Origin of the sequence: Pseudohongiella sp., assembly GCF_040877505.1 — a bacterium.
Lineage (GTDB): Bacteria > Pseudomonadota > Gammaproteobacteria > Pseudomonadales > Pseudohongiellaceae > Pseudohongiella.
This window is the reverse complement of record NZ_JBBDNQ010000024.1, coordinates 146,462-158,787: the sequence shown is the minus strand read 5'-3', so window position 1 is coordinate 158,787 and position 12,326 is coordinate 146,462. Positions and strand designations below refer to the sequence as shown.

The window sequence follows — 12,326 nt, the reverse complement described above, 5'->3', positions numbered from 1 at the left end:
CCGTACTCTGTGCTGAAGTAAATGTTCTTAAAATTCAATTAAATATGACCGGTAGCCAAACACGCCCTAACGCTCGACAACACGCCAGTTGTGTTTGTCATCGGCGACGATGCGCGCTCCGCATTGCAATTCTCGCATCAGGCTCTCATCAGGCTCGTCGGCCCCCAGATGCTGAATCACAATGTCGCCACCACTGCGTAGTTGCGCGATCAATGCCTGTAACGCTTTATCAGATAGATCCGGCGCCAGCACGACCCGAGATGACGGATAATCACGCTCGCTCAATTGAGCCAGAATTTTCAGGTCGGCATCAAAACCGGACGCCGGGCGTGCGCGACCAAATACCTTGCCTATCTCGTCGTAACGACCACCTTTGGCCACCGCCCGGCCATGCGTCGGCGTGTAGGCGGCGAACACTGTCCCGGTATGGTACTGATAACCGCGCAATTCGGACAAATCAAAACCCAGGCTTATATCACTGCTGCGCTGACAAACCGCGGCGCTGATCTGGCGCAGCTCATCAAGGGCATTACGCACGGAGTCCGGCGCTTGCAGCAATAATTTTTCCGCAGCGTCCATCACATCAGCGCCACCGCTGAGCTGCGACAGGCCACGCAGCATCTGACAGATGCTCGGGTCCTGAACATTAATATCCAGCCAGGCATCGGTTTCTGCGTGCGCTTTTCGCTGCATCAGATCAAACAGCTCGGTTTCAGCATCCGTATTGAGACCTGCCGCGGCGACCAGTTCACGGAAAATGCCGACATGACCCAATACCAGGTGGACTGGCCGAATACCTGCCAATCTCAAGGTATCCGCCATCAGCAATATCAGTTCGATGTCACAGGCAACGCCGGCATGGCCGAATAATTCCGCGCCGATTTTAATGGGAACCCTGGAGTTCAGCAGCCCTTGTGGGCGCGTGTGCAAGACGCTGTCTGCGTAACACAGGCGCGCCGGGCCTTCGCGATGCAGGTTGCGGGCATCAATACGGGCAACCTGGGGCGTAATGTCTGCACGCACACCCATCATCCGGCCGCTGAGCTGATCGGTAATCTTGAAGGTTTGCAAATCAAGATCGTGCGACGATCCGACCAACAATGAATCGATATACTCGATCATGGGCGTGATCACCAGTTGGTAGCCCCAGCCCCGATACAAATCGAGTATCTCGCGGCGCAGAGTTTCCAGTCTGTGGGCCTGCGGAGGCAAAACCTCCTCAACCCCTTCCGGCAGCAGCCAGCGGTCAGCGCGTGTCATGTATCCCTTCCTGCTAGTCTTTTTGTGCTGAAACTGTTTTTGTGTGATGAAACTGTGGACAGGACATGAGTCCACAAATCACTACCGTCAAACCGAGCGCTGCCACGGTCCCGGCGCCGTCAAACAAAGCCGGCATTTAGCCGGCATTGTGTTGATCAACGCATCTCGTCGCTGCGCAGATATTTGAAGTAGTCACTCTCCGGGTCCAGCAGCATGACGTCGCTCTTGGAAGCAAAGGTATCGCGATACGAATTAAGACTGCGGGTAAACGAGTAGAACTCAGGATCCTGCGTATAGGCCGCAGAATAGATGGCGGCGGCTTCAGCGTCGCCTTCACCACGGATACGTTCGGAGTCACGGTATGCCTCTACCAGCAACACCGCTTCCTGACGATCGGCGTCGGCTTCGATACCGATAGCGAGCTCGTTACCACGCGAGCGCAACTGCTGGGCTTCGCGCTGACGCTCAGACGTCATCCGCTCATAGACCGATGACCGCACATCGTCTGGCAGGTCAATACGCTTGACACGAACATCAATGACTTCAATGCCGTATTCATCAGCTACGTAAGTATTGAGTTCGGTCGTCAATTCGTTCATCAGGGCGTCACGCTGGCCGGACACCACTTCCTGCAGATCACGTTCACCAAACTTGTTACGCAAGCCGTCGTTGACGCGTTGTGCCAGCAGAGCATTGGCCCGTGTCTCATCACCGGATGTGGCGGTATAAAAACGCTCGACATCAATGATTCGCCACATGGCGTAGGAATCAACCAGCAAGGCTTTCTGTTCAAGCGTCAGGTAGCGCTGCGGCGTGGCATCCACGGTCAGGATACGGGCATCGAATTTGCGTATTGAGTTCACATAGGGAATCTTGAAATGCAAACCCGGAGCAATATCCGTGCGAACAATGTTACCAAATTGCAGCATCACGGCCCGCTCGGTTTCCTTGACCACAAAAACCGAGTTGGCCCCAATAACAACAATCAGAAATAAAACTGCACCTGCAACAAAATTTTTCATATTAACGAGGCCCCCTGGCCGGCATCTGCGTGCGAGACCGGTCTGCCGTTGACTGGGATGAGATTTCGCGGCTGACCTGATCGGCGAGCTCACGAAGCTGCTGACTGTTCAGCTGAAGACTGGTCACACCACCCACGGTGCCCGTACCCGCCTGTTGCATCATGCGATCCAGCGGCAGAAACATCATGTTGTTGCCACCTTCAACATCAATCAGCACTTTGCTGGAGTTGCGCAGCACTTCCTGAATGGAATCAATATAGATACGCTCCCGGGTCACCTCGGGAGAGATTTGATACTCGGTCAGCAGTTGCTCGAAACGATAGGCTTCACCTTCCGCCCTGGCCACCACTTCGTCACGATAGGCGTTGGCCTGCTCGATGATACGCTGAGCTTCACCACGCGCTTCAGGGATCACCCGGTTGGCGTAAGCCAGTGCCTGGTTCTGCACGCGCTGCTCGTCCTCACGGGCACGGATGACATCGTCAAAAGCGCCTTGCACAGCCACTGGTGGCTGAGCGTTCTCAACGTTGACCTGAGTCACCAGGATGCCGGTCTGGTAATTTTCCATATACGACTGGGCACGTTCACGCACTTCGGCGGCAACATCGGCGCGCCCCTGCGTCAGCACGCGATCCATCGTGGTGCCGCCAACTACATGGCGAATTGCCGACTCAACAGCCTGATCCAGGCCGCTCTGCGGGTCTCGCACCTGAACCACATACTCTATGGGATCGGTCACAATGTACTGCACCGACAGCGACACGGTGACAATATTCTCGTCCGTAGTCAGCATGTCATTGGAGTAGGAGCGTGTGTTGACGCGGGAAATGTTCACTTTCTGAACGTCGTCTACCAACGGCGGGTTCCAGCGCAGACCTGGCATGACCACCTCATCGCGCAACTCGCCGAAGCGCAAAACCACGCCCCGCTCGGCTTCGTCGATGGTGTAAAAACCCATGGCTGCCCAGACCACTGCGGCAAGGACAACCAGTCCGCCCAGCAGGCCTGCCGACGCACCAGCGCTGCCGCCGCTGCCACCAGAGGAGCCGCTGCCCCCCTTGCCGCCAAACAGACCATTGAACTTTTTGCTCAGATTCTTGATCAGTTCATCAATGTCGGGTGGACCCTGGTCATCACCACGTCGGCCGCCCCCGCCGCCACTGCCCCAGGGGTCTTTGTCTTTACCGTTGTTTCCAGGTTCATTCCAAGCCATCGTTTACTCCGTACCCAGCGAATGCCGGATGATTTTAACGAATTATTACGCATTAACCCAGCTTTTCACACAAGCATGCAACGTTTGGCCCGCAGACCGGGCTCACATTGTACGACTTACCGGAAGCCGGTCATATAGTCATGAATCGTGCAGCGGGCGATATTCCTGCGACAGGCGTTATTCCTGCGACAGGCGCTCTTCCTGCAGCAGGCGCTCAAAATCCAGCCTCGGCAATTTGACCTGCAGGACAACCTGTCCTTTGTCATCAGTGGCCTCGGTGGTAACCGCGCCCCTGGCGTAAAGTCGTGCACGCAGCCGACCCTCGTCCGAACTGATGGTCAGCGCCTGCTCGACCACGTCCTCGCCCAGCATCTCGCTGACGGCTGCCAGCAACAGATCCATGCCGGCGCCCGTCTTCGCGGACACCCAGACCCGGGTTGGTTTTCCATCTTCACCCCGATCCACCCGGGGCTGAAACCCCTGAGCCAGATCAATTTTATTGAGCACCTGAATACAGGGAATATCGTCTGCGCCAATTTCTGTCAGCACTTCATTGACCTGCTCAATGTAGTAGTCGTGCGCATCATTGGCAACATCGACCACATGCAGCAACAGGTCCGCCTGCACGGTTTCCTCAAGTGTTGCCCGGAATGCCTGCACCAGCTTGTGCGGCAAGTGGCTGATAAACCCGACAGTATCGACGAGCACGGCTTCCCCGAACGACGGCAGCTGGATACGACGCATGGTTGCATCCAGGGTGGCAAATAATTGATCGGCCGCGTAGATGCCGGCATCGGTAATCGCATTAAAAACGGAAGACTTGCCGGCATTGGTGTACCCGACCAGGGACACCACCGGGGTTTCCGCACGCTTGCGGGAGCGACGGCCTTGTTCGCGCTGGGCGCGCACCTTTGCCAGGCTCTTGTTGATGTTCTTGATGCGCTGACGAATCATGCGCTGGTCCATCTCGAGCTGGGTCTCACCAGCACCCCGCAGATTGACCCCACCTTTTTGTCGGTCCAGGTGGGTCCAGCCGCGCTTCAGACGGGTCGCCGTGTGCTGCAGCATGGCCAGCTCAACCTGAAGCTTACCTTCATGGGTGCGGGCGCGCTGCGCAAAAATATCCAGGATCAGGCCGGTACGGTCCAGTACCCGACACTTAAGCTCCTGTTCGAGGTTTCGTTCCTGGCTGGGGGACAGGGAATGGTTAAAAAGCACCAGTGCGGCTTCGTGCTCTTCAACGGCAGCGGCAATTTCCGCCAGCTTGCCTGAACCCACGAATACACGTGCATCCGGCGATTTGCGGCTGCCCTTGATAAAGGCGACCGGATCAGCGCCGGATGAGCGCACCAACTCTTCAAATTCTACGGGATCTTCCTGTTCACGCTCAGAATCGAGATCAATGTGAACAAGAATTGAGGATTCTCCACCCTCGGGACGCTCAAAAAACAATCATGCCCTCGATTCAGGCCATATTACCTGGTGCAGACTCATCGTCTTCATGGGTGAATTCACCGCCGTTGGTGGCCGGTATTTTCACCGTGCGCGCCGGAACAACAGTGGAAATTGCGTGCTTGTATACCATCTGGTTAACTGCGTTCTTCAACAGAATGACAAACTGGTCGAAAGACTCGATCTGTCCCTGCAGCTTGATACCGCTGATCAGGTAGATGGAAACCGGAATGCGCTCTTTCCGCAGCACATTCAGGAAAGGGTCTTGTAGGGAGTGCCCTTTTGACATTGATATTCTCCTTAAAAATTCAGCTAAAAAACGTTAAAAAGCAGTATGGATCCGTCCGGCAATTCGTTAATTCAAGGACTCGTCATTCTCTGTATAGCGCTTATATGGAGACCGAGTGGATCAATTTCAAGACCTTAGTCATGGTTTCCGGACTTTCGCTGTCGAAATTGTGCAATTTGTCCCAGCTTCGCAACCAGGTCACCTGCCGTTTAGCCAGCTGTCGTGTGGCAATGATACCTCTTTCCACCATGGCATCAAAGCTGATTTCACCGTCCAGATACTGCCAGACCTGCCTGTACCCAACGCTCCTGATCGACGGCAGACCAACGTGCAGATCATCGCGCCGGCGCAGTCGCTGCACCTCGTCTACCAGGCCATCATCAAGCATTTGCCGGAATCTGCTCTCGATCTTTGCATGTAATACGCTACGCTCAGTCGGCTGGATCGACACAAACAACAGTTCTTCTGACAAGCTGTCAGTCACAAGGTTCCGGGACTGCAGGTCGGTCATGGACCGGCCTGTCACCATATAAACCTCAAGCGCCCGCTGCAGTCGCTGCGGATCATTGGGGTGAATCCGCTCAGCTGCGACCTTGTCAACGGCCGCCAGCCGCGCATGCACTGCGGGCCAACCGTGCTGTTGCGCCAGTCTGCTAATCTGCTCGCGGACATCGGGATCTGCCTCTGGCAGCACCGCCAGACCATCGCGCAGCGCCTTGAAGTACAGCATGGTGCCGCCGACCAGCAAAGGGATGCGGCCCTGGCTGCGAATATCGCGCATTTCGCGGATGGCGTCTGTGCGGAAACGCGCAGCGGAATAACTCTGCGCCGGATCCATAAAGTCGATCAGGCGATGTGGCGCCAGACGCAGCGTGGCCGCATCCGGTTTGCCAGTGCCAATATCCATGCCGCGGTATATCTGGGCCGAATCAACATTTATGATCGTAAATGGCAAGCGTTGCACCAGCTCAACGGCCAGCGCCGTCTTGCCTGATGCGGTCGGACCCAGCAGACAGATTGCAGGGCAGTTGTGCGCGCTCAGCAGCAAATTTTGCCCGCCTTCTGCCGACGCGGCATCACTGCCCACGGAGAAAAAGTTTGTCCAGGTCGGACATGCTCTGGTAAACCCAGGTGGGGCGCCCGTGGTTACATTGCCCGCTACGTTCGGTGCGCTCCATGTCACGCAGCAGCGCATTCATTTCCGCAATACTTAACTGCCGGTTGGCGCGCACCGATCCGTGACAGGCCATGGTCGACAACAATTCATCACGATACGCGCTGATGCGTTCGCTACGGCCATGCTCTCTGACATCTGCCAGCACATCACGTACCAGTTGCTCAATGTCTGCCCGCGCCAGGATACTGGGCACCTGCCGCACAATAACCGACTCTTCGGCTACGCGGGCGATATCAAATCCCAGTGCGGCCAACTCATCAGCCTGGGCCTCGGCACATTCCGCCTCCGCCTGGCTGACCGCAATTGAAATCGGCACCAGTAAAGGCTGCGCCTTGATGCTTTGATTGTCGCTGGCGTCTTTCATATGCTCGTAGGTAATGCGCTCATGTGCGGCGTGCATGTCAACAACAATGAGCCCTTGCTGGTTCTGGGCCAGAATATAGACACCATGCAACTGGGCCAGGGCAAATCCCAGCGGTGGTATTTCAGCATCCTCGCTCAAACGCTGATACAGCGCTGACTGATCAGCCAGGCTGGTCGTTGGCGCGGTGCCTGGGCGCCAGCTTCCACCACGATCGCCGCCGGCTGACCCGGCACCTCCCATACCCGACGATGTTCCCGAAAACGCACCAGAATAGGATGCCGGCTGCGCATCCGGGGGTGAGTAAAGTTCCCCCGTGCTTTCATCAAGACGCAGACCCAAGGGCACCTGCTGAGCCTGCTGTCCTGATGAATCCGGCCCGACCGGGGACTGCCCGGCGGCAGCGGGGCCCGACATATGATCAGCGGGCCTGACATCTGCCAGCGCTTTGTGCAGTGAGCGGAACAGAAAATCGTGGACCAGACGCTGGTCGCGGAAGCGGACTTCGTGCTTGGTCGGATGCACATTGACGTCGACCAGGGCCGGCTGCAACTCAAGATAGAGCACAAACGCCGGATGGCGACCATGAAACAGGACATCCCGGTACGCCTGCTTGACCGCATGCGAGACCAGTTTGTCGCGAATCACCCGGCCGTTCACGTAAAAGTATTGCAGATCAGGCTGGCTGCGCGAGAAAGTGGGCAGACAGACCCAGCCCCAGAGTCGCAGGCCGGACGCCTCAATATCAATATAAACAGCATGTTCCAGAAAAGCCGGACCACACACCAGACCGATGCGCCGCTGCTTCTCCTGCATGGTTTGGGCGGCATGCAGCTGATGCACAGTGCGCTGATTGTGCCGCAGTGAAAACGCCAGCTCAAAACGACTGAGCGCAACGCGCTTGACGACTTCGTCGATGCGGCTGAATTCAGTGTTTTCAGTACGCAGGAATTTTTTCCGGGCCGGGGTATTAAAAAACAGATCACGCACTTCGACCGTGGTGCCCTGAGGATGCGCGGCCGGTGCCAATGTTGGTGTCATCTCCTGCCCGGCGGCCTCTACCTGCCAGCCACCGGTATCGGTGGCATCGGCAGACCGTGATGCCAGCAGCAAACGCGACACCGAACTGATACTGGCCAGGGCTTCACCGCGGAACCCGAGACTGGCGATATTCTCCAGGTCGTCAAGGTCTGTTATCTTGCTGGTGGCATGACGGCTCAAGGCAAGCGCCAGGTCGTCCTTGTTAATGCCCTGGCCGTCATCACGAATCCGGATCAGTTTGCTGCCACCCTGCTCGACTTCAACATCAATACGGGCCGAGCCGGCATCAACACTGTTCTCCAGCAATTCCTTGACCACGGAAGCCGGCCGCTCTACCACCTCTCCGGCGGCAATCTGGTTCGCCAGCCGTTGGCTGAGCAATGCAATTCTATTCATCAGCAGACCTGTTCGGTGTGGGCATGCGAGCCTGTCAGAAGGCAGGGATCAACAAAACCTGCCCGACACGGATTGTATCATTGCGCAGGTCATTTGCCTCGCGCAGACGCGACAAACTCACGCGATAGCGTTGCGCGATGCCGGACAATGTCTCGCCACGGCTGATGGTATGCTCTGACACCTCCGGTGGTGCGGACACAACCGGCAACGGTCCGCCGCCGGGAATGGTCAGAGTCTGGCCCAACTGGACGACATCGCCGCGCAGATTGTTGGCTGCGCGCAGTTGCGCCATGTTCACATTGTGGCGCTGCGCAATCAGCGACAGACTGTCGCCTCGCTGCACCACATACTGTCGATCCGGCCCCTGATTATTGGCTTTCTGCCAGGCAACCAGCGTGCCTTCTGGCGGGCGTTCGTAAAAATAATTCATCACCCCCTGAACGATGGCATCGGCCAGCCGTCGTTGGTAGTCGGCGGAGTTCAGGCGCCGCGCCTCACTCGGGTTAGACAGGTAGCCGGTTTCGATCAGCAGGGAGGGGATATCCGGTGAACGCAATACCCAAAGATTGCCTTGCTGGGGAACATCACGGCGCAGCTTGGCGACACTGCCCATCGAGTTGAGGATATAGGACCCGGCCGCCACGCTTTGTTCGATGCTCCAGGCCATGGACAGGTCGAGCAGGGTCAACGCCAGGTCATCTTCAAAATTCCTCAGGCTGGTATCACCGGACACTCCCCCAAGCAAATCTGCCGAGTTTTCTTTCTCGGCCACGCGGCGGATGTTTTCATCTTCGGCAATGGTCTGTGACAAGGCATAAACCGTGACCCCTTCCGCCCGCGACGTGCTGAATGAATCGGCATGAATGGACAGGAAAATGTCTGCCCGGTTCTGTCGCGCGAGCTGGGGTCTTTGCTGCAGACGAACATAGTAATCACCCTGCCGGATCATCACCGGTTCGTAACCGGGAATGCCACGCAGACGCTCATAAACGGCACGCGATATGGCCAGTGCCACATCCTTTTCGCGGATACGCCCGTCATAGCCGATGGCGCCCGGATCATCGCCCCCGTGCCCGGCATCGATGGCAATCACGATATTGCGCTGACCGGTCGATGACACCGTCTGCTGCTCAGCCGGACTGGCAGGAGCTGTCTCCGCTGCCCGGGCAGGAGACTCTGTGCCGATGTCGTACAGATCGACTACCAGGCGGTTGCCGAATTCATCATTGGGGGGCAAGGTGAAGCTGGAAGGGTTAACCGGACCGTCAACATCGAGCACGATACGGGTATCGTTCTGGTTGCGAGCAGCACTGCGTACCGACCGGATCGGACTGTCCCCCAGATCCACCTGCGATACATCTGCATGCATACGCGACTCACTGACATCAATGACCACCCGGTGCGGGTTGTTCAGCACAAATACGCTGTACTCCACCCGGCTGTCGACATCGATCACCACCCGGGTGTAGTCGGGCGAGCGCCACACCCGCAGGTCGCGAATATCACCGGCAAATGTCGTGGCAGGAGACAGCAGGCCAGTGCATAACAGGACGCAGGCGCCAATCATCCGCAGCAGGCGCGCTATATCAATCTTGTGATGGCAATTCCTGTATCCCAGCATCGTGCAACAAAGCCTGTAAGCGATCAGCGATTTCATGGCCGGCGAGAGAGCCGGCTTCACATACCAGACGGCGTCCGCGACCGTCAATTTGCAGCCTGATAGTCAGGTCTGGCGCGGGCAGAAATCCCTGCCCCCGGCTGGGCCATTCGATAAGACAGACAGCTGGCGGCGCGAAATATTCATCAACGCCGAGAAATTCTACCTCCTCTGGATCTGATAGTCTATACAGATCAAAGTGATAGAGGGGAAAGTCAAAATATTCATAAGGTTCCACCAGGGTATAGGTCGGACTTTTGACCGGCCCCTGATAACCAAGTCCACGAATCAGACCACGGCTCAACGTGGTTTTGCCAGCCCCCAGGTCGCCGCTGAGGTAAATGATGGCACCCCGCGAGCCCAGCGCCTGCCCCAGACAGGCACCAAACCGGGTGGTCTCATCATCGCTTGCCAGCGCGACTGTTGTTGGTCTATTTTTCGTTGACATTCAACACCCTGGGCAATTCAGACAACAGATCAGTTGCCAACAGACCGCGCTCACCGCGGGCAGCGACGGCAATATCCGCAGCCTCGCCGTGGGCACAGACGCCACAACGCAGAGCATCCGCCGGCGACAGACCCTGTGCTACCAGGGCCGCAATAACACCGGTCAGAATGTCACCCATGCCCCCAGTTGCCATCCCGGGGTTGCCTTCAGTACACACATCAACGGGCGGCGCGGTATCTGTTGGAAAATCCGTGTCCGGGGCAAATGCCAACAGTGAACCGGCTCCTTTGAGCAAACAGACTGCGCCGGTCCGGGCCTGCAACTGTGCAACCGCGGCAAACCGGTCTGCCTGCACCCCGGCGGTAGTGGTTGCCAGCAACCTGGCCGCCTCACCGGGATGCGGGGTAATAATCCAGTTCCGTCGCTGCAACACTGGCGCTGATTCTTGCCAGAACCTGTCATCCTGCGCCGCCAGATTGAGCGCATCCGCGTCCAGTATCAGCGGCTTTTGCAAGGAGACTGCCCACATAACGCTTTGCTGCAAAAGCTGTCGCGACCACGCGGACTGACCAAGACCGGGACCAATCACCAGTACAGAGGCTTTTTCTACCAACCGCTGCGCCAGCAGGCCCGTCTCGCCCTGCCACGCATCCAGTCCGCAGACCATGACTTCGGGCTGCCGCGCCAGCATCGCCGGCACATGGGCCGGGCGGGTAAGCAGGCTGACCGTGCCGGCGCCACAGCGCGCGGCCGCTTGAGCGGCCATGATGGCAGCACCGCCAAAACCAGTATCACCCCCGATCACGAGCACGCTACCGGCATGGCCTTTATGCGCGCTGCGGGCACGCGGCCGAAGAGTGGTTCCGAGCACGCTGACATCAATCGCTCGCGTGGTGGCTCTCTCAGGGTCTGCGTGTTCAGACCCGGCACCGCAGTCATCAAATACAATTTCGCCCGTGCAATCCGGCCCACTGCCGGTATACAGGCCGCGCTTGCGGGCAATAAAGGTCACCGTGGTCGTAGCCCTGACTGCCTCGCCGGCGACATGGCCGGTATCAGCGTGCAGGCCGCTGGGAATATCCATGGCCAGCACGGGCTGGCCACTGGCATTAACCTGTCTTACGGCATCCGCAAAGTCGCCGCGCAACACGCCATGAAATCCCGTACCGAGCATGGCGTCAACAATAACAAGTTGCCGGTCGCGGTACTGTGCCAGCAGATCCGACAAATACTGTGCACTGTAGGGCGCAGCCTCGACACCCAGAGCCTCAGCGTTTGTCGACGCCTGCAGGGCGTCTCCTGAAAGGTCGGTCGCATGACCGATCTGCAACAGGTGCACGGTCCCGCCGGTTTGACGGATCAGGCCAGCCAGAACATGGCCATCGCCGCCATTGTTTCCCTTGCCACATATGATGACGACTGCGGCAGCCTGCCGCCAGCGCTGACGCAGAACTGTCAGCGCCGCCTCGGCTGCACGCTGCATGAGCCTGATTCCCGGGATGCCGGAAGCGATCACACGCTGATCCATGGCGCGGACCTGTCCGGCTGTGTAGAGGGGAAAACTCACGTCTTACTCCATTTTGTTGATGAGCCGCTGCATCAGGCGCAATGCCGTCTCCAGCTCTTCGACTGAGGTCTCCTCAGTGTGACTGATGGCCCAGGGGTCCTGTACCGAACGCAACTCATTGTAGACCTGCTGCCCGAGATCCGTCAGTTGCACCAGAGACGAACGTTTATGGCGGGGATTGATTTCATAGCGAACCAGACCATCGGTCTGCATGACATCGGTGATCCGCTGTACCGCCTGCCGTGATTGCCCCAGGGCCCGCGCAATACCGGGGACGGTCACGCCGGCGCTGGTTAATGCCACCACACCGATCACTTTCCAGCGCGCACTGGTCAGACCAACACCTTCAGCCATTCGATCCCCGTCCGCCAACAGCAGACCATTCACGCGGAAAATGGAGCGCACCAGATCCAGAAAAAGTTTACGTTTTGGAGAATGCACGA

At 57.7% G+C, this 12,326-nt stretch carries 11 protein-coding genes; all 11 read right to left on the bottom strand.

The genetic code is table 11. From position 1 onward, the window contains the following. Nucleotides 1-66: 66 nt before the first annotated feature. Nucleotides 67-1,260 carry an ATP phosphoribosyltransferase regulatory subunit gene (locus tag WD071_RS09045; protein WP_368048036.1) on the bottom strand — a complete coding sequence of 398 codons (1,194 nt, stop codon included), beginning with the start codon at nt 1,258-1,260 and terminating at the stop codon, nt 67-69. Nucleotides 1,261-1,415: 155 nt separating this feature from the next. Continuing rightward, nucleotides 1,416-2,282, bottom strand: a complete 867-nt coding sequence (gene hflC, locus WD071_RS09040) for a protease modulator HflC (RefSeq protein ID WP_368048035.1) — start codon at nt 2,280-2,282, stop codon at nt 1,416-1,418. Between the two features lies 1 nt (nt 2,283). After that, nucleotides 2,284-3,495: an FtsH protease activity modulator HflK gene (gene hflK, locus WD071_RS09035; RefSeq protein WP_368048034.1), complete on the bottom strand. Its 1,212-nt coding sequence runs from the start codon at nt 3,493-3,495 to the stop codon at nt 2,284-2,286. Between the two features lie 177 nt (nt 3,496-3,672). Further along, nucleotides 3,673-4,947 carry a ribosome rescue GTPase HflX gene (hflX, locus tag WD071_RS09030; RefSeq protein ID WP_368048033.1) on the bottom strand — a complete coding sequence of 425 codons (1,275 nt, stop codon included), beginning with the start codon at nt 4,945-4,947 and terminating at the stop codon, nt 3,673-3,675. A 13-nt stretch (nt 4,948-4,960) separates the two neighbouring features. Then, the gene (gene hfq, locus WD071_RS09025) at nt 4,961-5,236 is read right to left on the bottom strand and encodes an RNA chaperone Hfq (protein ID WP_368048032.1); all 276 of its coding nucleotides are present in this window, start codon (nt 5,234-5,236) and stop codon (nt 4,961-4,963) included. A gap of 100 nt (nt 5,237-5,336) precedes the next feature. Then, on the bottom strand, nt 5,337-6,278 hold the full coding sequence (gene miaA, locus WD071_RS09020) for a tRNA (adenosine(37)-N6)-dimethylallyltransferase MiaA (protein WP_368048149.1): 942 nt from the start codon (nt 6,276-6,278) through the stop codon (nt 5,337-5,339). A 34-nt stretch (nt 6,279-6,312) separates the two neighbouring features. After that, nucleotides 6,313-8,211, bottom strand: coding sequence for a DNA mismatch repair endonuclease MutL (mutL, locus tag WD071_RS09015; protein WP_368048031.1), 1,899 nt, complete (start codon nt 8,209-8,211; stop codon nt 6,313-6,315). A 34-nt stretch (nt 8,212-8,245) separates the two neighbouring features. Next, a complete protein-coding gene (locus tag WD071_RS09010; protein WP_368048030.1) occupies nt 8,246-9,832 on the bottom strand; it encodes an N-acetylmuramoyl-L-alanine amidase in 1,587 nt (528 codons plus the stop codon). Next, the gene (tsaE, locus tag WD071_RS09005; protein ID WP_368048029.1) at nt 9,798-10,316 is read right to left on the bottom strand and encodes a tRNA (adenosine(37)-N6)-threonylcarbamoyltransferase complex ATPase subunit type 1 TsaE; all 519 of its coding nucleotides are present in this window, start codon (nt 10,314-10,316) and stop codon (nt 9,798-9,800) included. The genes WD071_RS09010 and tsaE overlap by 35 nt, the downstream gene beginning before the upstream one ends. Continuing rightward, entirely contained in the window at nt 10,300-11,883 is a 1,584-nt protein-coding gene (locus tag WD071_RS09000) for an NAD(P)H-hydrate dehydratase (RefSeq protein ID WP_368048028.1), read from the bottom strand. Before WD071_RS09000 ends, tsaE begins: the two co-directional genes overlap by 17 nt. A gap of 3 nt (nt 11,884-11,886) precedes the next feature. Further along, nucleotides 11,887-12,324, bottom strand: coding sequence for a MarR family winged helix-turn-helix transcriptional regulator (locus tag WD071_RS08995; protein WP_368048027.1), 438 nt, complete (start codon nt 12,322-12,324; stop codon nt 11,887-11,889). Nucleotides 12,325-12,326: the final 2 nt, after the last annotated feature.